Here is a 26,647-nt window from a genome sequence, read left to right as displayed (position 1 = left end):
GGTCGGGGACTGGATCGCGGCCGGCGGCGGGGGAGCCGTGACGACGAATTCCGGCGGCGGGACGTACGGCGGCGGCGGGGCCTTCAGGTCCGGCGGCGGCGGAACGACCTTCTCCGGCGGCGGCGGCGGCTTCACCTTCTCTTCGATGACCTTGGTCTCGATCGGTCCGGTGACCTTCTCCAGGGCCTTGCGGGCCAAACCGCTGGCCAGGCCCCAGATGATGACAACGTGGACGAGCACCACGATGCCAAAACCTGTCATGCGTGACGAGCCGTTCTTCTCCTGCGCAAAGTTCATGCGCGCTCCTTCATAAGACTGCCAATCTCTTCCATCAAGACTTGTGGGGGAGGTCGACCCTACACAGATGCATTGGTCTTGCCGAGAACCTGAGTCAGGAGCTGCTCATGCCAGCTGGCGGCGCCAGCCCATTCCTGCGTCGACCTCATGGGCTTTGCAAGAACCAGGCCCACGCGGCAGGGAACAAGAACTCAAAAACTCAGGGCACGATGAGTACCCAATTCAACAAAAATGCCCGCTGGCTTTTGGCCACGGGCGTGACGCGAGCTTCAGGCCGGTGCCACCGTCAGGGTGGTCTACACCGACTCTCTACTCAGACGCGACGGAAATTTTACACGATGCCCATTCGTGCCCCCCTATGGGGCTAACCCGGGCTATCGAGTCATAACCCGCAAAAAGACCCTTCGGCGCTCAAGGGGCAATCAGCCAGCCCGTTATTGCCGTGCGCTCGGCCATCGCGAAGGGCGCGACATAGGACACATAGTGGGTTTGCGGCACCGTGAACAGCGCCATCGAGTTGAAGTGCGGGAAGAAGCTGTCTTCCACGTCCCCGTCGGGGCCGCTGAAGTGCAGCACGCCGCCCCAGTCCGGGCGCCAGTGGCGGGTCAGGTTGATGACATAGGCCAGGCGCCGGCCTTCGCTGTCCACATGATCGTCGTGCGCCACGAGGAAGTTGCCGCGCGAGTACATCGTGGCCTGGGCGTAGATGCGGGCAATGTCGTCGATGCCGCTCAGGCGCCGCATCAGCTGCATGAAGGTCTCGTCGCCCATCCAGCGCATGCAGCGCGAGAGCAGATCGGTATCGCCGCGCTGGACCGACTCGGCCAGGGAACTGGTGAAGTACGAGAACTGGAACTCGTGCCGCGCCACGTGCGTGATGCCCTCGGTCAGCTGCATGCGCTGCTGAGGGCTCAGTGAACGCAGCTGCTCGCCGGTCAGCCGGCGCACGCCTTCCACGTCCTTGTAGGTCAGCGTCCAGTCGATGCCGTCCACCGCCTCGGCCAGCGCCTGCGCCACGCCCGGCTCGAAGAAATCGCGGATCAGCACCCTGCCCTTGCCGCGCAAGGTCGACTCGATCTGCGCGAGGTCGAGGTTCGGATTGATGTAGTCCATGTTCACACTGGATTGAAGGCCGTCAACGCCCACGAAAAAGGGCAGGCCCGCAGGCCTGCCCCGATTGTGATCGCCGGTTGGCCGGGATCAGAACTTGTAGGTCGCGCGGACGTAGTAGCTGCGGCCCTTGACGTCGGCATACGTCGGGTCGTAGCCCACCTGGAAGTAGTCTTCCTGCACCGAGGTCGACGGCTTCTTGTCGAACAGGTTCTCGACACCGACCGTCAGGATCAGGTTCTTCACGCCCTTGTACTGGCCCTGCAGGTTCCACAGGTCGTAGGCCTTGACGTGCGAGACCTCGTCATAGTCCTGGTAGCCGCTCTGGCGGTAGTAGCGCACCGTCGCGCCCCACGAGCCGCCATCCCAGTCGAGGATGAAGTTCTGCTTGACGCGCACCACCGGGCCACCCAGGTGGTACTTGCCCAGCGTGTCCTCGACGACGCCGCTGACGACGTTGGTCTCGCTGCTCTTGGTCGTGATCGTGGCATCCCAGGCCGGCGTGAAGGTACCCATCGCCGTGCGGACGCGGTACTTGGCAGCCAGGTCGAAGCCGGCGGCCTTGAACGAGCCGATGTTCTCGAGCGAGGCGTCGACGTGGTCCAGGTAGCCGGTCGCCGGGTCCTTGACCAGGCGATTCGCGAAGACCGAGCTGCTGGTCGTCGGGCCGGTCTGGTTCTTGTACCAGTCCTTCAGGATGTCGTCGCCCGACAGCGTCTTGATGCCGTCGGTGACCTTGATGCTGAAGTAGTCGATCTCCAGCGACAGATCCTTCATCGGCTCGAACACGAAGCCCAGCGTGGCGGTCTTGGACTTCTCCGGCTTCAGGTTGGCGTTGCTGTGGTTGATCGCCGTCAGCTGCGTGTTGCAGTGGTCGGTGTTCGGCAGCGCCGCGCAACCGTTCTTCGTGGACGTCTTGTTGATGTCGTTGTAGAACGGGTCGTCGAAGCTGCCGCCGGTGTTCGTGCCCGCGGCCGGCGCGTACAGGTCATTCAGGCCAGGCGCGCGGAAGCCCTTGCCCACGGAGCCACGAACCAGGATCTCCTTGGTCGGCGTCCACTTGAGGCCGAACTTCGGGCTGGTCGACGACAGGTTCGGCGAGCTGAAGGCACCATCACGCGACTCGCCGCTGGTGTTGGTGTAGCGGTCGGTGCGGACCGCTGCGTTCAGCTCGACCGTCTTGATCACCGGCAGGTTCAATTCGGCATACAGGCCTTGCGTCTGGCGCTTGGCCGAAACCTTGCCCGCATTGCCCGAGCCGCCGACGATGTCGCCGGAACCAGCCAGGTCGGAATAGCCGTCCAGGTAGGTCTCGCGGCGCAGGTCCAGGCCGAACGCGACGGCGGCATTGCCACCGCTCATCGCGAACAGCTCACGGCTGGCCGAGATGTCGAAGGCGTCGTTCTTCGTGTTGGACTTGCGGTTGTTGCCCGACAGCTCGGCTTCGTGCAGCAGCGCCAGGCCGGCGGCATCGTTCGGGCCGAAGGGGTTGACGTTGCCGGTCTTCAGCACGCGGACCAGTTCGGTGTCGGAGTAGTTGCCGCTGACGAAGTCCTCGCGGGCATTGGCCTTGGTCTGCGACAGGGCGGTCTTGTAGTCCCAGCCGGCCAGCGTGCCTTCCATGCCGACCATGAAGCGGGTCATGTCGTTCGTGACCTTGGTCAGGCGCTGGCCGCCGTCGACGATACGCCAGGAGATGCGCAGGTCGCCGTTATAGGTCGGGTCGACTGCGTGCACGGCAGCCGTCGGGTAGTACTTGCCGCCGGCGGGGTACACGTAAGGCGCGCGGCCGGTGGTGGTGGACGGGGTCTGCGACGAGCCGAGCAGGATCTCGTTCTTCGAATAGACCACTTCGCCGAACAGCTGGTGATCAGGTGCCACCTGCGCCGTGGCGCGCGTGAAGGCGCCCAGGCGCTTCGATGCGGGCACGATGTCCACGTAGTGCGTGTAGTCGTAGCGGCAGTTGCTGGAGGAGCCGTCGTTGAAGCTGTCCGGCGGCGCGCAGTTCGGGAAGCCCGCGACGCCGGGAATGTAGGCGCCACCAGGGATCGTCGCATTGGCCGGGAAGGTGTTGCCCGAGGTCTTCACGACGCCGATGTCGGGGCGATTGCCGGTCTGCGCGAAATCGCGGTCGGACGCATGGATCACGTCGTACTTCTGGTAGCTGAACGAGCCGAGGACGTTGACCTTGTCGCGGGCCAGGTCGCCGAAGCCGATGCCGCCGCCGACCGACTTGACCGTGCCGCCCTTGTGCTGCGGCTTCTCGTAGCTGACATTGATGTTGCCGCCGGTCATGTCCTTGCGCGTGATGAAGTTGATCACGCCGCCGATCGCGTCGGAACCGTAGGTCGCCGAGGCGCCGTCGCGCAGCACTTCCACGTGGTCCACCGCCGACAGCGGGATCGCATTCATGTCGACGCCCGCACCGCTGAAGGGATACGGCGACAGGCGGCGGCCGTTCAGCAGCACCAGCGTGCGCTCGCGGCCCAGGCCGCGCAGCGAGGCGCCGGACTGACCGTTGGCGGACGCATCACCGATCGACTGCGCCAGCGAGACGCCGCCGCCGTTGTTCGAGCTGAGGCGGTCCACCAGCTCCTGCACGTTGGAGGCGCCCGACTTGTCGATGGCGTCGCGGGTGATGACCGTGACCGGCACCGAAGTCTCGGCGTCGATCCGCTTGATCGACGAACCCGTGATTTCGACGCGCTCCAGCTGCTGCTGGGCGATGGCGGCTGTGGACATGCCGCCCAGCACGGCGAGCACGCCTGCGCAGACCTGCGTTCTCTTGAACATTGATGACTCCCGACGTAGAGGAAGAAGAAAAGGTGAATGAGCGTGGGCGAGCGAAAGCTCACGTGCGACCGATTCTTTCTCCCACGTTAAGAAACACGTCGTCAGGGAAGTCCCGATGGATTTGTTTTGCCGTTAAGAAAATTAATTTGAATGAACGCTGCACAGCGAGCCGCGATGCGCGCAATTCGCCCAAAGACCGGGGGCACAGGCCGCACCTTCGCGGGGCGGTGAGGCCTCGCACCAAGGGCCAGAACGTCGTGCCACGACAACGGAATTCGTAGCATTTCTACAACGTTGTCCAGTCAAGTCGCGGCAAACAGCGTCAGATAAATGCAAAAAAAGGAGCGTGCTTTCGCACGCTCCCTTTGCTCAGGCCCGATGGCCGATCGGCAGTTGCCGATCGGTCAGACTGGCCGGATCTTAGAAGTCGTAGGTGCCACGAACGTAGTACGAACGGCCCGTCGGGTCGGTGAAGCGCGGGTCATAGCCCGCCTGGAAGACTTGCGTCTGGTAGCTCAGCGGCGGATCGCGGTCGGTCAGGTTGTGCACGCCGACGGTCAGCGTGGCGCCCTTGATGACCTTCCAGCTGGCGAACATGTCCAGCGTGGCGTAGTTCGGCACCTTGGTCTCGCCGTCCACGTCCAGGTAGCCGGACTTGTAGTGGCCGGTCAGGCCCAGCGTGTACTTGTCCCTGTTCCACACGGCCGTGATCGTGTGCTGCCAGCGGAACGTCGGGCCGTTGCCGATGTAGGTGCCGACGTTGTTGTTCCACGGCCCGTTCTGGAAGTCCTGGAACTTGTACTTGTCCACCCAGGTGCTGTTCAGGCCGAAGGTGAAGGTACCCAGGCTGCTGCGCAGGCGGTAGTTGGCCTGGATGTCCACGCCGTTGGTGTTCACGCCACCCAGGTTCTGCTGGCGCACGTCCACGTAGCCGCAGTCCGTGCCCGGGCACTCGGTGCCGTCGGTGGCCAACTGGCCGGCGCTGTTGCGATGGAAGTACTGCGCGAAGTTGGCCTGGTTGGCCGGGTCGTACAGCGAGTCATCGCCAACCACGCCGATCAGGTTCTTCACGCGCAGCCACCAGAAGTCCAGGCCGATGCTCAGGTCGGTCATCGGCTCGACGATGAAGCCGAGGTTGGCCGACTTGCTCTTCTCCGGCTGCAGGTTCAGGTTGCCGCCGTTCAGCACCTGGAACTGCGCGCTGCAGTTGCCCACGGCAGCATGGCCGGCGATCGGGGTGCCGCCCGGGCAGGTGACCGGATCGTCCACGGTGCCCGAGTTGGTATAGGTCTGGGCGGCGTTCAGTTCGTACAGCGACGGGGCGCGGAAGCCGGTCGAGTACGAACCGCGCACCAGCAGTTCCTTCATCGGGTTGAAGCGGAAGCTGATCTTCGGGTTGGTGGTGCTGCCGAAGTCGTTGTACTTGTCGTAGCGCAGCGAAGCGGTGATGTCCAGCGACTTCAGCAGCGGCACGTTCAGCTCGCCGTAGACGGCCGAGACGGTGCGGTCGCCGGCGCTGTAGGTGGCGGGGTCGATGCCGGTGGAGGCGACGACGATCGCCGCATAGTCGGCATTGGCCTGCTGGACGAACTTTTCCTTGCGGAACTCAGTGCCGATGGCCAGTGCCGCGGGGCGGCCGGCGTGGAACCAGTCAGACAGTTCGCGGCTGGCGTGGGCGTCGATGTTGGTCGTCGAACCCTTGGCGCTCATCACGGTGCCGAAGGCCTGGGCCGAGTCCAGGTAGGCCTGGCCGGCGGCGTCCTGCGCGCCGAACGGGTTGATGATGCCGGTCAGGATGCCTTCCAGGATCTTGGTGCCGTCGTTGTAGCCCTTGATCAGGTCTTCACGCACCTTGTTCTGGTTGTAGGCGGCGCCCACCGAGTAGTCCCAGCCGGCAGCGCTGCCGTCCAGGGCCAGCACGAAACGCTGCTGGGTGTTGGTGTTGCTGTCGCCACGCTCGCCGTTGGGCATGTCGCGCCACTTGACGACGGCATAGCCGTTCTGAATGGCGGCGCCGCCGGTGGTGACGGTGGAACCGACCTTCGGGCCGGCCCAGTTCGGGTCGATGTTGCCGTACTGGCCCGCGTAGTACGGGTTCGGCGTGCCGTCAGGACGGGTCGGGTTCTGGTAGGTCAGGCCGTAGGGCACCGGCGCGATCGTCGTCTTGACGTTGCTGCGGGTGACGAAGTATTCGGCGCTCAGCGTGTTCTCGTTGTTGAGCTTGAACTCGCCCTTCAGCATGCCCGACTTGCGCTCCGATTCCGGGACGTAGTCCACGAAGTTGGAGGTGGTCATGTAGCACGACGTGTTGTCGCCGGCCGGAATCAGGTAGGTGCCGTTGGCGCAGCTGGCAGCGGTCGGGTTGAAGACGCCCTTGGCCGGATCCTGGTAGTAGTTGCCAGGTGCGGTCGAAGCCGACAGGCCGCCCGCGTAGCGGGTGTTGAACGGACGCTCCGAACCGCTGATGGCGTTTTGGTGCTGATAGTCGACGAAGCCGAAGATGTTGAAGCCCTGGCGGTCCAGGTCGCCGTAGCCGAAGCCGCCGTTGAAGCTGCGGGTCTGGCCGCCGGCATGCTGGGGCGACTCGTAGCTGGCCGTCACGGTGGCGCCGACGTAGTCCTTGCGGGTGATGAAGTTGATCACGCCGCCGATCGCGTCCGTGCCGTACAGCGAGGAGGCGCTGTCACGCAGCACTTCGATGCGCTCGATCGCGGCCAGCGGGATCATGTTCAGGTCGGGGGCCGAGCCGTCGAACGCGTTGTTGGCGATGCGACGACCGTTCAGCAGGACCAGCGTCTTGTTGGCGCCGATGCCGCGCAGGTCGGCGAAGGAGGCGCCGCCGGTGGACGAACCCACCGCCTGGCTGGTGCCCAGGCTGGCCTGGCCGGCGGTCAGGGAACCCAGGATCTGCTCGACCGTGGTCATGCCCTGCTGCTTCAGGTCGGACATCTTGAACACGGACACGGGAACTGCCGTTTCGGCATCGATCCGCTTGATGGCGGAACCGGTCACGGTGACGCGCTCGAGCTGTTGGGCCGAGTCGTCCTGGGCGAACGCGGAAGACGCGCCCAAAAGAATCAGCGCCGCAGCGCTGATCTTGGTCATCTTGAACATGAGTTGAAACTCCGGGAAACGATGGGTCGTTGAGGAATGCCCGCTTGTGGCGGGCATCTGACTAGTGTCAGTTCGGAACACCGAATCACCGGATAGGGAATTGCCAGCGAACCTCAGGTTATGCGCTTTACCTAGGCGCAACAACTTTGTTCAAGTCATTGATTTGACATGAAAAACATGTTGCAGGCAGGTGTCGGACCCGACACTGTTTCCGGACGTTAATTTTTGTCTGCCGACCAGTTTTGTTGCAAACAGACAACCGGGCTAATACCTAGGCTTACACCCTAGTCAGCAATCGGTCAGAAAAGGGCGAAGGCCGCCCCGCTTCGCCGGGATCAGACTCGTGGCACGGCCGCCAGCAGCCGGCGCGTGTAGTCCTCCCGCGCCGACCCGAGCACCGCGCCACAGGCCCCAGCCTCCACGATCCGCCCCGCCTGCATCACCGCCACCTCGTCGGCCAGGTACTCCACGACCCCGATGTTGTGGGTGATGAACAGGAAGGACAGGCCGCGCTCCCGCTGCAGTTCGCGCAGCAGGTTCAGGATCTGGGCCTGGACCGAGACATCCAGCGCCGAGGTCGGCTCGTCACAGACGATCAGCCGCGGCTCCACCGCCAGCGCCCGGGCGATGGCGATGCGCTGGCGCTGGCCGCCCGAGAACTCGTGCGGCCAGCGCTCCAGCGCATCGCGGCGCAGGCCCACCTGGTCGACCAGGGTCTCCAGGGTGCGCCGGCGCGCCGCCGCGTCCAGCTCGGGCCGCAGCGCCAGCAGGCCCTCCTCCAGCACCTCCAGCACGCGCATGCGCGGGTTCAGCGAGGCGAACGGGTCCTGGAAGATGATCTGCACGCTGCGGCGGGCGGCCTGCAGTTCGTCACCCTGCAGGTGCAGCAGGTCCTGGCGACCATCGAGCAAGACCTGGCCCCGCAGCTCGGCCTGGCGGCGCAGCAGCTGGACGATGGCCTTGCCGGTCGTGGTCTTGCCGCAGCCGGACTCGCCGACCAGCGCCAGCGTGCGGCCCGGGCGGATCGAGAAGGACACGCCGCGCACGGCCTCGAACCATTGCTTCGCACCGCCCAGCAGCCCCTGCTTCAGCGCGAAGCGCACCTGCAGGTCGCGCACCTCCAGCAGCGGCGGCCCGTCGCCCGGATGGGCGGCCGGGCGCGCACGCTCGGCCACGGGCTCCCGTGGCAGGGCCTCGCGCCGGTCGGTATAGAGCAGGCAGCGCACCCGGTGCGCCGGCCCCTCCTCGCTCAGCTCAGGTAACTCGTTAGCGCAGTGCACCATCGCCCGGTCGCAGCGCGGCGCGAAACGGCAGCCGCGGAAGCTCTCCCACAGCGGTGGCACCGTGCCGGCGATGGCGGCCAGCGGCTCGCCGCGCCGGCCGGCGTCGGGCAGCGCCTGCAGCAGCAGCCGTGCATACGGATGCTTCGGCGCGGCGAAGAACTCGTCGGCCGGTGCCGTCTCCACGATCTGCCCCGCATACATCAGCGCCACCTGGCTGGCCATGCCGCGCACCACGCCCAGGTCGTGCGTGATCAGCAGCACGCCCAGGCGCCGCTCGGCCTGCAGCTCGCGCAGCAGATCCAGGATCTGCGCCTGGATGGTCACGTCCAGCGCGGTGGTGGGCTCGTCGGCGATCAGGTAGTCGGGCTCGGCGGCCAGCGTCATGGCGATCATCACGCGCTGCTTCTGGCCGCCGCTCATGCGGAAGGGGTAGTCGTCGATACGGCGCTCGGGTTCGGGGATGCCGACGCGGCGCAGCCACTCGATCGCCTTGGCGCGCGCCGCGGCACCCCGCAGCGGCGTATGCGCCTCGATCGCCTCGACGATCTGCCGGCCGACCTTCAGCACCGGGTTGAGGCTGGTGGACGGCTCCTGGAAGATCATCCCGATGCGTCCGCCGCGCACCTCGCGCATGCGCGCCTCGGGCAGGCCCAGCAGGTCCAGCTCGCCCGCCCCTTCATCGATGCTCACGCGGCCGGCCTCGATGCGGCCGTTGTCGGGCAGCAGGCGCATCAGCGCCAGCGCGGTCATGCTCTTGCCGCAGCCGGACTCGCCCACCAGCGCGAAGGTCTCGCCGCGCGACAGCGCCAGCGTGAGGCCATCGATCGCCCGCACGATGCCCGCATCGGCATCGAGCGCCAGCTTCAGCTCGTCGACCTTCAGCATCAGCGCGGCCTCCTGCGCAGGAAGGGCCGGCGGCTGCGCGAGCGCGGGTCGAAGGCATCGCGCACGCCGTCGGCGAACAGGTTGGCCGCCAGCACCAGGCTCACCATCGCGCCGAAGGCCGCCGCAAAGCTCCACCACACCAGCGGGTCGCGCGACATCTCGGCCCGCGCCAGGTTGATCATGCCGCCGAAGCTCACCATCGCCGGGTCCACGCCGACGCCCACATAGGTCAGCACCGCTTCATAGAGGATCAGGTCGGAGAAGCTCAGCACCAGCGTGATCAGCACCAGGTGCATCACATTGGGCACGATGTGCCGGGCCATGATGCGCGCATGGCCCACGCCGAAGGCCGAGGCGGCCTGCACATAGTCCAGCTCGCGCAGCTTCATCGTCTCGGCTCGCACCAGCCGGCACAGGCCGGCCCAGCCGGTCAGGCCCAGGATCAGGCAGAGCAGGAACATCTTCAGGTCCGAGCGCTCGGCGCCGGTCTCGAAGGCATCGGGATTCTTGTCGAGGAAGACCTGGACCATCAGCACGCAGGCGGCGATCAGCAGCACGTTGGGCACGGAGCTGAGCGTGGTGTAGAGGTACTGGATCGCCTCGTCCACCCAGCCGCGGAAGTAGCCGGCCAGCACACCCAGCACCAGCGCCAGCGGCAGCGTCGCGAGGGTGGACAGCGCGCCGATAACGAATGCCGTGCGCACGCTCTTGAGCGCCAGGTAGAGCACATCGTTGCCGGTGCGGTCGGTGCCGAACACGTGGTAATGCGGCATCAGCACCAGCAGCGGGCCGGCCAGCAGCGCGATCACCGACAGGGTCAGCCAGGCGGCGCGCAGCGGATAGTGGGTGCGATCGGCCAGCAGGTCACGCGCACCCACCCGCCGGGCGAACAGCGCGAACAGGCCGGCCGCCGCCAGCGCGCCCAGCGCCAGGCCCGCACCGGCGCGCGCCAGCAGGTCGCCCGTCCACTCGCGCTGCGGATCCTCAAGGTGCGCGCCCCCATAGGCCAGGCGCGGGAAATCGCGCTTGCCGTCCGGCGTGGCGCTGATGTTGTAGCCGCGCCAGGCGAGCGGGGCCGAGTAGCTGCTCTCGCGCGACGCCACCTGCCGCGCGAGCAGCCGGTCCAGCACCGACTCGGTCCGCGTGTCGTAGACCCCGCCCGACAGCTCGGCCCGGAAGTGCAGGCTGTCCAGCATCGTCACGCCCAGGAACAGCGCCATCACGATGCCGGCGCTCAGCGCCGCCGGGTCGCGCAGCACCCGCTCCCAGGTCTGCCGCATCTGCGCGCTGGCGCGGATGCGCAGCACGTAGCCGATCAGCGCCGCCAGCATCGCCCACAGGGCGATGTCGGTCCAGAGGAAGACCGGCTTCATGACAGCCGCACCCGCGGATCGACCCAGGTGTAGGCCACGTCCATCAGCGCGTTGGACGCGATGTACAAGGCCGCGCCGAGGAAGACCATGGTCCGCACGATGGCGAAGTCCTGCCCTGCGATCGCATCGATGATGAAGGCGCCCAGGCCCGGGATGCCGAAGAAGCTTTCGAACACCAGGCTGCCCAGGAACACATAGGGCAGGTAGCTGCCCGCGCTGGTGATGATCGGGATCGCGGCATTGCGCAGCACATGGCGGAACAGCACCACCTGCTCGGAGAGGCCCTTGGCCCGCGCGGTGCGCACATAGTCCTTGCCCACCTCCTCCAGGAACATCGCCCGGTACAGCCGCGCCTCGGTGCCCAGCCGCGACAGCAGCGAGAGCAGCACCGGCAGCACCAGGAACTTCACCGCGTCCAGCCCCGACTCGTAGCCGTTGATCGGCACCAGGCGCAGCAGCCGCGAGAAGAAGAACTGCCCGACGATGATGTAGAACAGACTCGAGATCGACAGCATCAGCACGCACAGCACGACGCCCCAGAAGTCGATCGCCGTGTTGCGGAAGAAGACCAGCAATAACGCGAAGCTCACGCTGACGATGACCTGCAGCACGAACACCGGCACCGCGAGCTGCAGGCTCACGCCCATGCGCACCTTGACCTCATGGCCGATGTTGACCGCCTGGCGCGCGTCGGAGCGGCCGAAGTCGCCCACCATCAGCGAGGCCGAGCGCTCCCAGAGGATCGTGTGCGTCAGCTTCCTCGCGCCTTCGGCCGAGGCATCCCAGACCAGCGGCTTGTCGTAGCCGCGTTCGCTCTTCCAGCGCTCGATCTGCTCCTGCGTGACCCGCTTGCCCCCGATGTTCAGCCGCGCCATGTCGTCCGGCGTGTTGACCGAGAAGAACAGGAAGAAGGTGAACAGGTTGACGCCGATCAGCACCAGCAGGCCATAGCCGAGGCGGCGCAGCAGGTAGCGGATCATGCGGCGCCCTTCCCGCTGTAGCCCGCCGCGACGGCACGCTCGCGCTGCATGAAGCTGCGCCGCGTCTGCCACGCGATGGCGGCGATCCCCGCGCCCAGCACCAGCAGCGGCCACCAGACCGGATCGTTCCACGCATGGACCTTGCGCGCCCGCTCGGCCGCGTCCACGCGCATGAAGCGCACCTGGTCGCGGATCACGACGCCCGGCTTGCCGTTGTGCAGCCAGCTCTGGAAGGCCAGACCCGAATAGGACCAGTAGCCGAAGGCCCAGGGCGCGTCCTGCTGGACGATCTTCACCATCTGGTCGATCACCTGCTGCTTCGCCGGCCCGTTCTCCAGCGTCTGCATCTGCTTGTAGAGCCGGTCGTACTCCGGGTTCTGGTAGTTGGCCACGTTCTCGCCCTCGTGCAGCGACTTGGCATTGGGCCCGTAGAGCAGGAACAGGAAGTTCTCGGCATCCGGATAGTCGGCGAACCAGCCCCACCAGAAGATCTGGTGCTTGCCCTTGAGGATCTTGTCCTGGAACTGATTGAAGTCGGTGGCGCGGATCTCGAGCTGGATGCCCAGCTTGGCGAACTGCTTGACCATCCAGTCGTTCTCGGCCTTGAACTCGGGCGTGACCACGCGGTTGAAGTCGTAGCTCAGCACCAGCGGCTTGCCGGTCTTCGCATCGCGCCCATCGGGGTAGCCGGCCTCGGCCATCAGCGCCTTCGCTTCCTCGATCGAGCGCCGCTCGGCATGGCCATTCACCCAGCGGTGCGTCACCGCATCGACGCCTTCGGCCGTGCCCTCGCGGGTGCCGAACACGCCCGGCGGCACCGGGCCCATCGCCGCATCGCCACCCTTGTTGCGGAAGATGCGGCCGTAGCCCTCCTCCCAGTCGATCGCTATCGAGATCGCCTGGCGCAGCTTGCGGTTCTTCTGCTGCTGCCCGGGCGTGTCGCCGCGGCCGATCACCGGGTCCAGCCAGTTGAAGCCGAGGTACCAGTTGGTGATGTCCACCCGCATCGGGAACTGGTAGCCACGCTCGTCGAAGCGCTGGCGCACTGAGTCCGAATCATTCTTGTCCACCAGGAACTCGACGCCCCAGTCGGCCCGGTCCAGCTCGGGCAGGTCCAGCCAGCCCTGCTTGAACAACTCCTTGATCGGCTCGCGCTCCTTGACCTCGTCGGCGACGATGCGGTCGACGAAGGGCATGGGCTTGCCGCAGTCGGCCAGGCGGCCGGCCGGGCCGTCCTCGGGCTCGCCCTCGCAGGGGTAGAGATCATCCTTGCGGTAGTACGGATTGCGCTCCATCACATGCTGCCGGTCCTGCTGGTAGACGGTCATCATGTAGGGTCCGGTGCCCACCGGCCACTGATTCAGCGAGAGGCCGGCATCACTCATGCCGGGCTGGGCGTAGAAGGCGTCCGCCTCCCAGGGCAGCGGCGCGACGAAGGGCATCGCCATCCAGTACTGCCACTGCGGGTACTTGCCCTTGATGCGGATGCGCAGCGTGTACTTGTCCAGTGCCTGCGCGCCGGCCAGCGGCCACCGGCGCAGGTCGAGGAAGGGCTTGTCGGCCAAAGTCTCGGGCAGGCCGGCCAGCTGCTTCGCGCTTTCACGGCGCAGCAGTTCGCCGAAGTCCTTCAGCCCGATGACGTGCTCGGCGAACAGGCCGTAGACCGGCGCCTCGATGCGCGGCGAGGCATGGCGCTTGAGCGCGTAGACATAGTCCTCGGCCACCAGCTCGCGCGTGCCCTGCTTCGCGAAATCCCAGGGCGAACGCTTGTCACCCAGCTCGGCGCGGCTGAGGTGGTGGTAGAGGTAGTGCCCCTGCGCATCGGTGGCGAAGGCCGGATGCGGTGCATACCTCACGCCCTTGCGGATCGGGATGTCGTAGACGCTCTCGGCGATCTGCTCCGCCGGCGCGTCGTCGGGCAGGCGCTTCCCGCCGGCATCGAGGTAGTAGGGCTTCACCACCGCCGCCGCGCCGCGCGGGATCAGCTCATACGGGCGCTTCAGGTAGTGATAGCCGTAGAGCGGTTCGTAGATCTGGTAGGTGAAGGTGCTCTCGGGCGCGGCGTAGGACGAGATCGGGTCCAGGTAGCGCGGCGAGCGCTCGGTGAAGGCCATGAACAGCGTGTTCCCACGCTCCGCGCCATGCGGATGGGGGCTGTTGTCGCAGCCGGCGAGGCACGCGACCAGAAGCGCGACCAGCAGCCGCCAGGCGCTCATGCTTCAGTGCTCGTGACTGTGGTCGTGATGATGGTGGTGATGGCCGAAGTCCCATCCGATGAAGGCATCGCGGCCGCTCACCAGCAACTCCACCTTGGCGCCCACCGGCATCGTCACCAGCGTCTGCACATGGCCGAAGGGCAAGCCGGTCAGGATCGGCGTCTTCGTCACGGCGCGCACCGCTTCGATCGCCTGCTTGAGCCCATAGCCGCGGTCCAGCGGCGACTTCCTCCAGGCGCTGAACTCGCCCAGCACGATCGCCTTCTGCGCATCGAGGATGCCCGCCTGCGCCAGCTGCAGCAGGTTGCGCTCGACGCGGTACGGATGCTCGTTCACATCCTCCAGGAACAGGATGCCGTTCTTCACCTTGGGCATGTGCTTCGTGCCCAGCAGCGAGTTGACGACGCACAGGTTGCCGCCCCACAGCAGGCCCTTGACGCCCAGGCCGTCGAAGCCCGCTTCGGTGCGGAAGCCCACCGCCTCCAGCGCGCCGCTCATCGCCTCGGTGAAGCAGTCCTGCGTCACGTCGTCGACGCCGCCTTCATCGTCGCCGCGGCCGAAGTCCGCGGCGGCCATCGGGCCGGCCCAGGTGACGGCGCCCTTGGCGTGGGCCAGCAGGCCGAGCTGAAGCGAAGTGAAGTCGCTGTGGCCGACCCAGCGGGTGCCGTGCTCGATGCTGTGGGCGATCAGCTGCCAGTCCAGCCGGTCCAGCAGCCGGGTCAGGCCATAGCCGCCGCGCGTGGCCATCGCGATACCGGGCGCGGCCTTGGCGATGCGATGGATGGCGGCCAGGCGGGCCTCGTCGTCGCCGCCGAAGCGCTGGTGCTTCGCCAGCGCCGATTCATCGATGCTGACGTCGAAACCGAGCTGACCGAGGCGCTTGGCCGCCCGCTTCAGGGGCTTGCCATCGGCGAGCACGCCGGCGGGGGTGTAGAGGGTCAGGGTCGTGCTCATCAGTTGCTCGGGTCTGGGTCCAGATGGATGACCTCGCCGGCCGGGATCGGCGCGTCGGGGTCAGGTGTTGCCGTGGCGCGGCGGGCCTCGCGCCGCTGCCGCGCCGCCTCGCGGCGTTCGGCGAAGAAATCTCGCAGCAGCTTCGCCGAGGCCTCGGCCATGACGCCGCCCTCCACGCAGGTGTGGTGGTTCAATGCTTGCAGCGCAAAGAGGTCGATCACCGAGCCGGCCACGCCGGTCTTCGGATCGGGCGCGGCGAAGACCACGCGCTTCAGCCGCGCATGCATCATCGCCATCGCGCACATGGCGCAGGGCTCCAGCGTCACGTAGAGCTCGCACTCCGGCAGCCGGTAGTTGCCCAGCAGCGTGGCCGCATGGCGCAGCGCGACGATCTCGGCATGCGCCGTCGGATCGTGGGTGGTGATCGGGCGGTTGTAGCCGGTGGCGATCACCTGGCCTTCGCGCATGATCACCGCGCCCACCGGCACCTCGCCCACCAGCCAGGCGTTCTGCGCCTGGTCCAGCGCAAGGCGCATCGCGTAGTCGTCGGCAGGGGATCGGTTCTCGGTCATAGGCAGGGTCAAGGTCCGTCAGTGTATCTTTGGGCATGCAAGAGACCTTGTTTTCAGACCCCGAGCACCAGGGGGACGCACCGGTGCTAACGCGCAAACCGCGCGGCACCGGCGTCCAGCCTCAGCCGCCCGACGAGGAACAGATCCGCCTCGCCGCCGCCCTGCCCGCGGCCGTGCACCTCGGCGCCTCCACCTGGACCTATCCCGGCTGGGCCGGCGCGGTCTGGGACAGGCGCTACTCCGAGCAGATGCTCTCGAAGCAGGGCCTGCGCGCCTATGCGCAGCAGCCCTTGCTGCGCGCCGTCAGCATCGACCGCAGCTTCTACCGCCCGCTCACTGCCGCTCAATACGAGCGTTATGCCGGCCAGGTGCCGGCGCACTTCCGCTTCACCGTCAAGGCGCCCAGCCTGGTGACCGACGCACTGGTGCGCGACGAGGACGGCCGCAGCAGGCAGGCCAATCCCGCCTTCCTCGACCCGGGCCTGGCGGTGCAGGAATTCATCGAGCCGGTGCTGGAAGGCCTGGGCGGCAAGATCGGCGCGCTGGTGTTCCAGCTGAGCCCGCTGTCCGGCACCGTGTCGCTGCCCGAGGCGCTGGCAAGGCTGGACACGATGCTACAGGCCCTGCCCTCGATCCGCGCCCGCGCGCCGGATGGCGTCATCGCCGTCGAAGTGCGCGACCCCGGCTTCCTGCTGGCTGACGACTTCGCCGCCATCCTGCGCGCCGCCGGCGCGACCTACTGCCTGGGCCTGCATCCGAAGCTGCCGCCGCTGCCCGAGCAGTTGCCACTGCTGCGCGCGCTGTGGCCGGGCCCGCTGGTCTGCCGCTGGAACCTGCACCGCGTGCACGGCGCCTACGGCTACGAGGACGCGCAGAAGCGCTATGGCGAGTACGACCGCATCGTCGACCCCGATCCCGAGACGCACGAGCAGCTCGCCCGCGTGATCCGCGGCACGGCGGGCGCCGGCCAGAAGTGCTTCGTCACGATCAGCAACCACGCCGAAGGCTCGGCGCCGCTGACGATCCGCACGCTGGCGCGGACGATCGTCGATCAGCCGGACTGAATCAGGGCTGGGCGTCCGAGGCTTTCTCGGCCCCCTGCATCACCGCCTCGTTGACCTGTCGGCCGATCGCCTGCGGGTCGGGCAAGGCGCCCGAGGACGGCTGCGATGCCGCGGACGCCGCCGCTCGGCTCTGCGCCAGGTCCCGCGTCTGGTGCTTCATGTTGACCATGACGATGGCCAGCACGATGACCAGGCCGAGGATGCTCAAGGCTGCACGCACGTTGGTGACTCCGCTGAAGTAACGCGTCAGTCTAGCGGGCCTTCTTCTTCAGCCACAGGTACAGCCCGCTGCCCAGCACGATGATCGTCACCAGGTCCAGCAGCCCCCACATCACCTTCATCGGCGTGCCGCCGTAGTCGCCGAAGTGCAGCGGCTGCGAGACCAGCAGCGCCGTCAGGTACCAGGGCAGCGCCGGCGCCGCGGTCAGCTCGCCGGTGGCGGCATCCACCAGCACCGGCTGCAGCAGCTTCTTCGTCAGCGGCCGGTCGCCGCGCAGGAAGAAGGTGTTGTGGTGCGGGCTGGAGAAGCTGGTGCCCGGGAAGGCGATAAAGGACACCTGCCGGCCCGGCTCCCGGGCCAGGGCCACGTCCAGTGCCGTCTGCAGCGGGCCGCGCTGTTCCTCGGGCGTCAGCGGCTGGCCCGTGTAGTGGCCGAGCAGCTCGCCCAGCTGGTCGTTCTGCCAGTGCTTGACCACCAGCTCCGCCCAGGTGTTGATCATGCCGGTGCCGCCGACGACGAAGGCCCACACCAGCGTGGCGATTCCCAGCAGGTTGTGCAGGTCCAGCCACTTCGTGCGGGTGGAGCGGTCGCGCCGCACCTCGCCGAAGTCCAGCTTGCGCATGAAGGGCGCGTACAGCACCACGCCACTGACGATGGCCACCAGCATCAGCAGGCCCATCAGGCCCAGGAAGAGCTTGCCTGGCAGGCCGGCGAACAGGTCCACATGCAGGCGCAGCATGAAGTCCATGAAGCCCTCACCCACGCGGAATTCACCCAGCACCTTGGCCGTGCGCGCGTCGACGGCGATGGACTTGAAATCGTTGGTCGGCTCGGGCGTGGGCGTCAGCGTGACGGACCAGAGCCGGTCGTCATCCTCCGGCTGCGAGGCGAACTGCACGATGCGGTCGGGATACAGCGCCCGCGCCGCCCTCAGCACCTCATCCAGCGAGGCGCGCGGCGTGCCGGCCGGCATCTCCGGCGCCTCGATCTCGTCGCCCAGCAGGTGGTCGATCTCGTGATGGAAGATCAGCGGCAGGCCGGTCAGGCACAGCACGAGGAGGAAGACCGTGCTGACCAGGCTGCTCCACTTGTGCAGCCAGGACCAGGTCTTCAGCGTCGCGGAACTGAGCGCCACGTGCTTGTTCAGAAGTCGGCGCTGAGGCTCAGCTTGACCGTGCGCGGCTGGCCGATCACCAGGTAGCCCTGGTCGGGGTAGCCGCCGGCCGAGGCCCAGTACTTCTTGTTGGCGAGGTTGTCCACGCGCAGGCGGGCCGTCAGCAGGGTGCGCTGAATCTCGAAGTTATAGCGGGCGCCCGCGTCCAGCCGGGTCCAGTTCGGCACGGCGATGGTGTTGGCGCTGTCCGCGTAGACGCCGCCGGTGTAGAGCAGGCGGCTGTCCAGGGCCAGGCCGTTGCTGCCGGGCACTTCCCACTCGGCGCCGATATTGGCCTGCAGCTTGGGCACGCCCAGCGTGCGCTTGCCTTCCATCGTGGCTTCCCAGGTGTCGTGCTGCTTGGTGTCCAGCAGAGTCAGGCCGCCCAGCAGCTTCAGGCTCGGCAGCGCCAGGCCGTAGGCGGTGAGCTCCAGGCCACGATGCTCGTCGTAGCCCTGCGGCACGCCCTGGCCGAACTTCAGCGTGCGCGGCTTCCTGGTCTCGAACACCGCCGCGTTCAGGCTCAGGCTGCCGGCGTCGTACTTGACGCCCGCCTCGTTCTGCTTGGACACATAGGGCGCGCCGGTCACCGAGGCGCCGTTGCCGTCGGTGTAGCTATCGCCCTTGCTGAGGCCCTCGATGTGGTTGGCATAGAGCGAGACCTGCTTGCCCAGCCGGTACACGGCGCCGATCACCGGGCTGGTGCGGCTCTTGTCGTAGGGTGCGCCGGCGGCGTGGGTGTCGTAGGCGAAGCCCTCGACCTTGAGCTTCTGCGCGCGCAGGCCCAGGGTCAGCAGCAGCCGGTCGTCCAGCATGGACAGCGTGTCGCCCAGCGCCACGCTGTTCAGCGTGATGCGGGTGATCGTGGCCGGGTCGGCCAGGTTGTTGCCGGTGAACATATTGGTGTTCGAGTAGGCCGGCAGCGCCGACAGCGTCGGCGTGTACAGGTTGGTGTTCTGGTTGTTGAAGTAGTCCCAGACGTAGGCGCCCTTCTCGTCCGAGCGGAAGGTCGCCGCGGTGGCCACCCACTCGTGCTTGACCGGGCCGGTGGCCAGCTTGCCGCGCAGGCCCACCTCGCCGGTGCCGATGCGCTGGTCGCGGGTGTTGTCGAAGCGGTTGGTCGTGCCGTCCCCGGTGGCGGCGTTGGTCAGCGTGAAGCCGGCCAGCGAGTTGGACTCCTCGTTGTGGCGGAAGCCGTAGGCGGCCCAGGCGGTCACGTCGGGCGTGATGTCGAACTCGCCGCGCAGCGTGCCGAACAGGTCCTTCTCGTTGGAATAGGACCAGGGCTGGGCCGCATTGCTGTCCGCCTCGGGCAGGGCCGGCAGCGCTGTCACGCCGAAGCCCAGCGTGATGCTGCTGCGGGTGGCCTTGAGCTTGTTGTCCTGCCAGCCGATGTCGCCCGAGAGGCGCACGTCGCGGCTGTGCCAATCCAGGCCCAGCGCCAGCAGGCCGAGCTTGTTCTTCTCGCGGTCGACGCCGGTGCCGCCGTCGCGGGCGGCGGCGTTGAAGCGCACGCCGGTGGCCTTGTCCGGCCCGAAGCGGCGCGAGATGTCCACCGACACATCCCGCTCGGAGCCCGAGCCGATGCCCACGGTGACCCGGTTCAGATCCTCGTTGGCCGCTCGCTTGGGCAGCAGGTTGATGTTGCCGCCCAGGCCGCCGCCGCTGGGGCTGGCGCCCATCAGGAAGGCGCTGGCGCCGCGCAGCACCTCCACCCGCTCGAACAGCTCGGTGGCGATGTACTGGCGCGGCAGCAGGCTGTAGAGGCCGTTGTAGGCCACGTCGTCGGAGGTGAGGATGAAGCCGCGCACGAAGTACGACTCCTGGAAGTTGCCGAAGCCGCGCGCCACGCGCACGCCCGGGTCGTTCTGCAGCACGTCGGCCACGCTCTTGGCCTGGCGGTCCTGGATCAGCTCGTTGGTGTAGGCGGTGATGCTGAACGGCGTCTCGAGGTTGTCCTTGGTGCCGAGGATGCCGGCCCGGCCGCCGCGGGCCACCTGGCCGCCGGCGTAGGGCTTGATCAGGCCGTCCTTGGAGGCGTCGGCGCTGCTTTCGATGACCACCTTGTCGAGCTGGGCGGGAGCGTCCTTCTGTTGTTGCGCCTGGGCGCCGGCTGCGGCGAGCAGGCAGGCCAGGGCCACGGGTGTCAGGGTCTTGTTCATCGGGCTTTCCTGGAGGGCGACCGCAGGCCGAACCACGCCATCACCGCCAACGGCAGGCCCAGGGCCAGCCAGGACCAGGCGTCGCCCCAGCCGTCGGAGACCAGCGCGCTGATCAGGCCGCTGGCCGTGCTCAGGGCCAGCAGCAAGGGCCAGGCCCAGGTCCGCAGCAGGGGTGAGGAAGACGGGTTCATTCCACGGTCGCAAATGAGAATGGTTCGCAGTATAGGCACTGGACCAAGCCATTCCGCCCGTGCGACCGGGCCAGTTACTTGACGCGGAAGGCCAAACGCGGCCTCCCGCGCCTTCCCTCAGCGCCCGGTCAGCGCGGCCATTAGCCGGGCGTCGCCGCCGCCACGGCTGGCGCCATGCAACTGGGCGGCGAAGTCGAGCGGCCCCACTGCCTTGACAGCCTTGGCGCCCGCCGCTTCGCCGCGGCCGACGACGATCAGCTCCTGCCGCACCGTGCCGTCCGTGTAGACCAGCGTGACCAGCAGCTCCACATGGTCCACGCCGGCAGGCCGGTCGAGCACGATGTAGCTGCGGTCCACCACGCGGATCCAGTCCGGCAGCGGGCTGCCATCGGCCAGCGTGGCGCGGATGGCGTCGAGCCTGCGCTCGCCCCGGGCGGCCCGGTCCTCCACCTCTACCCAGCCCTGCCGCTCGCGCCAGTGCACGTTGAACTCGACGCCGCCCTGCCCTTCGCGGGTCGGCGGCAACAGCTGGGAGGCCTGCATGTCCAGGCCGTCAGGCAGGGTGTCGAAGCGTGCGGCGTGGTCCGGTGCGCCGTCGCCGCGGCGCGGGCCGCGGTCATCGATGCTGCCCAGGCCCCGCACCCCGTTGACCGCCTGCAGCACCGGCGCCTCGCTGCCCAGGCTGCCGGCCGGTTCCAGGCTCTCGATGTCGTTCACCGCCTGCATCACCGGCCGCTCGGCATCCAGCGTCGGCGTCGAGTTCATGCCGCCCAGCGCCCGCACCGTGTCCACGACGATCGGCGTCGTCGACAGCGTGGGCCGGTCATCGCGCAGCGTGCGCACCTCCAGCGCCGGCTCGTGTGCCACCGGGCTGTAGGCCGGCGCCACCGGCTGCTCCGGCGGCAAGCCGACGAAGGGCACGGCCAACACCGCGGGCCGCACCGTCACTTCCACCATCGCCGTCTCGGTCACCCCGCCGCTCAGCACCGTATAGCTGAAGCGGCTGATGCCGGCGAAGCCCGCGGCCGGGGTGAACACCACGCTGCCGTCGGCGGCGAAGGTCACGGTGCCCTCCGTGGCCGGCGGCTGCGTGACTGCAATCACTGCGCGGTCGGGGTTCTCGAAGCTGTCCGCGCTCGCACCCAGCGCACCGGTCAGCACATTGAAGCTGGCCGCGCGCCCCGCCTGCGTGGTGATGCGGTCGTCCACCGCATCGGCCACCGGCGCCACGCTGATGCCGACGCTCGCCGTGGCCAGGCCGCCATGGCCGTCGCCGACGGTATAGGCGATGGTGTCGGTGCCGTTGTAGTCGGGGTCCGGCAGGTAGCTCAGTCGGCCGCCGGCCCCGATCGTGACCTTGCCGTGGCCGGCCGTGGCCGAGACGACGGCGAGCGTGTCGCCATCCACGTCGCTGTCGGCGCCGGCTGTGCCGCTGCCGGTGCCCGCCCCGGTGATCACGTCGAAGCTGATCGGCGTGTCCTCGACGGTGGCCACCGTGTCGTCGCGCGCCACAGGCGCGTCGTTGACCGGCTGCACCTGCATCGTCACCGTGGCGCCGGCGCTCTGGCCGCGGCCATCGGTGGCGGTGTAGCTGAAGGCCACAATGCCGTTGGCGTCGGGCGCCGGCGTGAAGCTGAGCCTACCGTCGGGATTGAGCGTTACGGTGCCGCCCGCCACCGGCACCAGCACGCCCACCGTGACCGGCATGCCGTCGATCTCGCTGATTGTCAGCGCCATGCCACCGCTGTCGTTGGCCAGCGGGTCGAAGGTGACGGGCGTGTCTTCGTCGGTGCTCACCATGTCGTCACCAACGACGATCGGCGTCGGGGTCACGGTCACCGTTACCGTGCTTGTCTCGGTCACGCCACCGGAGTTCACCGTGTAGTCGAAGCTCGTGCTGCCGAAGAAGTCAGCGTCGGGCGTGAAGGTGAGCATGCCGTCCGGCGCGAAGCTGGCCGTGCCATGGGCCGGCTGGCTGACGGCGGTGACGACCGCATCGGCGTTCTCGAAGCTGTCGTTGGCCAGCGCGTCGAAGCGCAGCGGCGTGTCCTCGGCCGTGGTGACGGCGTCGGGGGCGATGTCGGCCACCGGCGTGACGGTCAGCGTGGTGCTGCTGCTTGTCGCGTCGAGCCCGTCGCTGCTGCGCATCGTCAGCGTCACGGCGCCGTTGAAATCAGCCGTCGGCGTGAACAGCGGCGGGTGCGCGGCCAGCCAGGCGTTCAATGCATCGCGCGTGCCGCTGAGCGTCAGCTCCGCGCCGCCAGAGCCGCTCACGCCAACGCCATTGGCGGCGCTGCCCGACAACGTGCCGCTGCCCGCGTCGACGCCCAGCACCACGGTCATCACCGTGCTGCCGGCATCCGGGTCGCTCACCTGCAGGCCGGTCAGCGCCAGGCTGCCGTCCTCGGTCAGCGAGAGGCCGTCCACCAACGTGTTGATCGGCGCCTGGTTGCTGCCGTGGATGGTGATGCTGAGCGTGCTGCGGCTGGCGCTGCCGTCGCTGTCGCCGAGCTGGTAGCCGAAGTCGTCGACCAGGGTCTGGCCCAGGGCCAGCGAGATGACGGCGGGATTGGTGTTGTCCAGCACATAGCTGTAGCTGCCATCGGCGTTCAGCGTCAGGCTGCCGTAGAGGCCGGCGATGCTCGCGCCCACCGTGCCCGTGGTCGCGCCGGCCGAGACAGCGGTGACCGCCGCGCCATCGGCGCCAGGGACGTCGTTTTCCAGCACCGTGCCGCTGGTCCCAGCCACGCCCTCGTCGATCGAAGCCGCATCGGCACGGGCCAGCGGCTGGTCGTCGAGGATCTGCACCGTCAGGGCGCGCGGATGGGCCGAGGTGTCGTTGCCCGCCTGGTCGCGCAGGCTCAGGTCGATACTGTCCACCACCGGCGCGCCGCCGCTGTTGTCGGCGGGGCCGGCCAGCATGTAGCGGTAGCTGACGATCCTGGTGCTTGCGTCGTAGCCGGTGATCTGCAGCGCGCCATGACCCATGGGCAGGGCGACGGACGGATTCGCGGCGCTGAAGCCGGCAAGCTCCGCTGCGCTGAAGACATGCCCGCCCACGGTCAGCGACTCCAGCCCGATGCCGTCCAACAGCGCCAGGTTGAACTGGCTCTCGTAGCTGGCGGCGCTCGGGTCGGGCGCACTGCCGTCGGCCAGGCCCGATTCGTGCACGCTGCCGGTCGCCACGCCCAGCACCGCCGGCGTGCCGAGGATGCTGACGGTCAGCGTCGCCGTGCTGCCGCTGCCGTCGGCATCGGCGATGCGGTAGCTGAAGACCTCGCTGAGCGGCTGGCCCGGGTCGAGCCCGATCACCGCCGGGTTCGTGAAGTCCGGCTCGTAGACATAGCTGCCGTCGGGCTGCAGTGTCAGCGTGCCGTAGAGACCCGCGATGGGGACACCGACGCCGCCGACGCCCGGCGTGCCGCTGCCGGCCATCGCGCCGACGACCGTCACGCTGCCGTCCGCGCTGCCGCCATCGGCCACGCCGTCCGTGCGGTTCGGATCGCTGCCGCCGATGCCGCTGAGCACGTTGCCGGACGCCGTGCTGGACGGCTGGCCGGGCTTGTTGACCGCGTCGTCGGTGTCGTCGTGCGCCTGCGGCACGTCGTCGACGATGGCCAGGGCCAGCGTGCCGGCATTGGCGGTGTGGACGCCGTCGACATCGGTCGTCGCGATCGTGAAGCTCTCGTTGACCGGGCCGCCGCCCTGGTCGGCCGCGCCGGTCAGGGTGTAGCTGTAGCTGAGCACGCCGGTGGCCGGGTCATAGCCGGTGATGCGCAGGTCACCATGGCTGCCGGCGATGATGATCGGCTTGCTCGCGCTGGCGGCTTCGAGCTGGGCCGGCGTGAACGGCCCAGCGCCGCCGATGCTCAGCCCGACCAGGTTGGACGCCGGGCCGGCGCTGAAGGTGCCGTCCAGCCTCGTGCCGCCACCACCGGCATCGCTGCCGCCAGGCAGCGATGCCTCCTGCACCTGGCCGTCGGTGCCCGGCGTGGCGCCATCGCCGAGGCCGCCGAGCACCACCGGATCGGCGACCGGAGTCACGCTGATCGTCACCGTGGCCGTCTCGGTCACGCCGCCCGAAGTGACGGTGTAGCTGAAGCTCGTGCTGCCGTTGAAGTTGGCCGTGGGCGTGAAGCTCATCGTGCCGTCGGCCGCGAAGCTGACGGTGCCGCCAATGGCCGGCTGCGTGATCGAGGTGACGACGGCGCCGCTGTTCTCGAAGCTGTCGTTGCCGAGCACGTTGAAGGTGACCGGCGTGTCTTCGTTGGTCGTGACCGTGTCGGCGACGATGTCGGCGACCGCACTGACACGGACCTTGACCGTGGCCTGCACCGTGCCGCCGTGGCCATCGCTGACCGTCACGACGAAACTGTCCACGCCGTTGTAGTCCGCGGTGGGCGCGTAGGTGTAGGCGCCGTTGGCGTCGATGGTGACGGTGCCGTGGGACGTCGCTGTCGTCACGGTGTAGCTCAGCGCATCATTGTCCGCATCGCTGGCGCCGATCCGGCCGGAGTAAGCGGTGTCTTCATCGGTCGTTCCCGAGTACGTGCCGGTCGCCGGATCGAAGCTCTGGCCCGGCGTGCCCGGGTCGGTCAACACCGGCACGTCGTTGACCGCAGCGACGTTGATCGTCACGGTGGCGATCTCGGTGACGCCTCCCGAGGTGACGGTGTAGCTGAATGTCGTGCTGCCATTGAAGTTGGCCGCAGGCGTGAAGGTCATCGTCCCGTCTGGAGCGAAGCTGACCGTGCCGCCGCTGGCCGGCTGGGTGATCGAAGTGACGACGGCACCCGCATTCTCGAAGCTGTCGTTGGCCAGCACGTTGAAGGTGACCGGCATGTCCTCGTTGGTGGTGACCGTGTCCGGCGCGATGTCGGCCACCGGGGTGATCGTCAGGGTGCTGGCGTCGGTGTCGGTGGCGACGCCGTCTGAGCTGGTCATCGTCACGTTCACCGGGCCGGCGTAGTCCGGCACCGGCGTGTACACCGGCGGCGTGTTGGCCAGGAATGCATCGAGATCGTCCCGCGTGCCGGTAAGCGTGATCGTGTCACCCGAGGGGCTGATCGCGACGGTCACGCCAGCGGCGGATAGCGCGGCGAGCGTGCCGGAGTCCACGTGCAGCGTGATCGTCATCGGGCCGTTGCCGTCGACGTCGCCGACCGAGATGCCGGACAGCGGCAGCTGCGCGTCCTCGTCTACCGTGTAGGTGTCCGGCAGCATGTTCACCGGCGCATCGTTGACCGCGGTCACGGTGACCGTGACGGTGGCCGTCTCGGTCACGCCGCCGGAGGTGACGGTGTAGCTGAAGCTGGTGCTGCCACTGAAGTCGGCGGCCGGCGTGAAGGTCATCGTGCCGTCGGCGGCGAAGCTGACGCTACCCTCGCCCGCCGGCGGCTGGGCAATCGAGGTGACGACGGCGTCGCTGTTCTCGAAGCTGTCGTTGGCCAGCACCTTGAAGGTGGCGGGGCTGTCCTCGGCCGTCGTGATGCTGTCCGCGGCGATGTCCGCCACCGGCGTGATGCCGAGCTTGACGGTCGCCTGGGCGGTGCCGCCGTGCCCGTCGCTGACGGTGACGACGAAGCTGTCCGGGCCGTTGTAGTCCGCCGTCGGCGTGTAGGTGTACGCGCCGTTGGCATCGATGGTCACGGTGCCGTGAGATGCCGCTGTCGTAACGGTGTAGCTCAGCGCATCGTTGTCCACATCGCTGGCGCCGATCTGACCGACGTATGCCGTGTCCTCGTCGGTCGTGCCGGAGTACGTGCCGGTCGCCTGGTCGAAGGCCTGGCCCGGCGTGCCCGGGTCGTTAAGGACCGGGAGGTCGTTGACGGCTGCCACGTTGACAGTGACGGTGGCCGTCTCGGTCACACCGCCGGAGGTCACCGTGTACGTGAAGCTGGTGCTGCCGTTGAAGTTGGCGGCGGGCGTGAAGGTCATCGTGCCGTCCGGCGCGAAGCTGACCGTGCCGCCGGTGGCGGGCTGGGTGATCGAGGTGACGACCGCGCCGCTGTTCTCGAAGCTCTCGTTGGCCAGGACGTTGACGGTGACTGGCGTGTCTTCGTTGGTCGTGATCGTGTCGTTGGCGATGTCGGCGACCGCATTGATGCCGACGTTGACGGTAGCCTCCACGGTGCCGCCGTGGCCGTCGCTGACGGTGACGACGAAGCTGTCCCCGCCGTTGTAGTCCGCCGTCGGCGTGTAGGTGTACGCCCCGTTGGCGTCGATGGTGACGGTGCCATGGGAGGCCGCTGTCATAACGGTGTAGCTCAGCGCATCGTTG

15 protein-coding genes and 1 pseudogene are annotated in these 26,647 nt (G+C 67.9%); 1 reads left to right on the top strand and 15 read right to left on the bottom strand.

All coding sequences use genetic code 11. From position 1 onward, the window contains the following. The 10 genes and pseudogenes from B0W88_RS33610 to tadA form a co-directional block, all read right to left on the bottom strand. Positions 1-297 (bottom strand): annotated as a pseudogene (locus tag B0W88_RS33610) (hypothetical protein); the annotation flags it as partial. Between the two features lie 411 nt (positions 298-708). Then, positions 709-1,410 (bottom strand): 2OG-Fe(II) oxygenase family protein, encoded by a 702-nt coding sequence (locus B0W88_RS14160; RefSeq protein WP_077035300.1) that lies wholly within the window; start codon positions 1,408-1,410, stop codon positions 709-711. Between the two features lie 87 nt (positions 1,411-1,497). After that, a complete protein-coding gene (locus tag B0W88_RS14155) occupies positions 1,498-4,200 on the bottom strand; it encodes a TonB-dependent receptor (protein ID WP_077035299.1) in 2,703 nt (900 codons plus the stop codon). 420 nt (positions 4,201-4,620) lie between these two features. Then, positions 4,621-7,314 carry a TonB-dependent receptor gene (locus tag B0W88_RS14150; protein WP_077035298.1) on the bottom strand — a complete coding sequence of 898 codons (2,694 nt, stop codon included), beginning with the start codon at positions 7,312-7,314 and terminating at the stop codon, positions 4,621-4,623. A gap of 335 nt (positions 7,315-7,649) precedes the next feature. Then, positions 7,650-9,482, bottom strand: a complete 1,833-nt coding sequence (locus B0W88_RS14145; protein WP_077035297.1) for a dipeptide ABC transporter ATP-binding protein — start codon at positions 9,480-9,482, stop codon at positions 7,650-7,652. Then, on the bottom strand, positions 9,482-10,855 hold the full coding sequence (locus tag B0W88_RS14140; protein WP_077035296.1) for an ABC transporter permease: 1,374 nt from the start codon (positions 10,853-10,855) through the stop codon (positions 9,482-9,484). Before B0W88_RS14140 ends, B0W88_RS14145 begins: the two co-directional genes overlap by 1 nt. After that, complete coding sequence (locus B0W88_RS14135; RefSeq protein WP_077035295.1) at positions 10,852-11,835, bottom strand: ABC transporter permease; 984 nt, start codon at positions 11,833-11,835, stop codon at positions 10,852-10,854. The genes B0W88_RS14140 and B0W88_RS14135 overlap by 4 nt, the downstream gene beginning before the upstream one ends. Continuing rightward, positions 11,832-14,051 (bottom strand): ABC transporter substrate-binding protein, encoded by a 2,220-nt coding sequence (locus tag B0W88_RS14130; protein ID WP_077035294.1) that lies wholly within the window; start codon positions 14,049-14,051, stop codon positions 11,832-11,834. Before B0W88_RS14130 ends, B0W88_RS14135 begins: the two co-directional genes overlap by 4 nt. A 3-nt stretch (positions 14,052-14,054) precedes the next feature. After that, positions 14,055-15,005 carry an LD-carboxypeptidase gene (locus B0W88_RS14125; RefSeq protein ID WP_077035293.1) on the bottom strand — a complete coding sequence of 317 codons (951 nt, stop codon included), beginning with the start codon at positions 15,003-15,005 and terminating at the stop codon, positions 14,055-14,057. Further along, entirely contained in the window at positions 15,005-15,577 is a 573-nt protein-coding gene (tadA, locus tag B0W88_RS14120; protein ID WP_077035292.1) for a tRNA adenosine(34) deaminase TadA, read from the bottom strand. The genes B0W88_RS14125 and tadA overlap by 1 nt, the downstream gene beginning before the upstream one ends. A gap of 35 nt (positions 15,578-15,612) precedes the next feature. Between tadA and B0W88_RS14115 the strand changes: the two genes are divergently transcribed. Next, a complete protein-coding gene (locus tag B0W88_RS14115) occupies positions 15,613-16,641 on the top strand; it encodes a DUF72 domain-containing protein (protein WP_077035291.1) in 1,029 nt (342 codons plus the stop codon). Between the two features lies 1 nt (position 16,642). Here B0W88_RS14115 and B0W88_RS14110 read toward each other — a convergent pair whose 3' ends face one another. The 5 genes from B0W88_RS14110 to B0W88_RS14090 all read right to left on the bottom strand — a co-directional run bounded on the left by B0W88_RS14110 (position 16,643) and on the right by B0W88_RS14090 (position 26,637). Continuing rightward, positions 16,643-16,861: a hypothetical protein gene (locus tag B0W88_RS14110; protein WP_144006766.1), complete on the bottom strand. Its 219-nt coding sequence runs from the start codon at positions 16,859-16,861 to the stop codon at positions 16,643-16,645. A gap of 31 nt (positions 16,862-16,892) precedes the next feature. Next, entirely contained in the window at positions 16,893-17,996 is a 1,104-nt protein-coding gene (locus B0W88_RS14105; RefSeq protein ID WP_077035289.1) for a PepSY domain-containing protein, read from the bottom strand. 8 nt (positions 17,997-18,004) lie between these two features. After that, the gene (locus B0W88_RS14100) at positions 18,005-20,176 is read right to left on the bottom strand and encodes a TonB-dependent siderophore receptor (RefSeq protein ID WP_077035288.1); all 2,172 of its coding nucleotides are present in this window, start codon (positions 20,174-20,176) and stop codon (positions 18,005-18,007) included. After that, positions 20,173-20,367 (bottom strand): hypothetical protein, encoded by a 195-nt coding sequence (locus B0W88_RS14095; protein WP_144006765.1) that lies wholly within the window; start codon positions 20,365-20,367, stop codon positions 20,173-20,175. Before B0W88_RS14095 ends, B0W88_RS14100 begins: the two co-directional genes overlap by 4 nt. 117 nt (positions 20,368-20,484) lie before the next feature. Then, positions 20,485-26,637 (bottom strand): Ig-like domain-containing protein, encoded by a 6,153-nt coding sequence (locus tag B0W88_RS14090; RefSeq protein ID WP_304442583.1) that lies wholly within the window; start codon positions 26,635-26,637, stop codon positions 20,485-20,487. Positions 26,638-26,647 lie beyond the last annotated feature (10 nt).

Origin of the sequence: Pelomonas sp. KK5 (genome assembly GCF_001984095.1) — a bacterium.
Taxonomy (GTDB): domain Bacteria; phylum Pseudomonadota; class Gammaproteobacteria; order Burkholderiales; family Burkholderiaceae_C; genus KK5.
The sequence above is the reverse complement of the archived record's forward strand: the minus strand, read 5'-3'. Positions and strand labels throughout refer to the sequence as shown.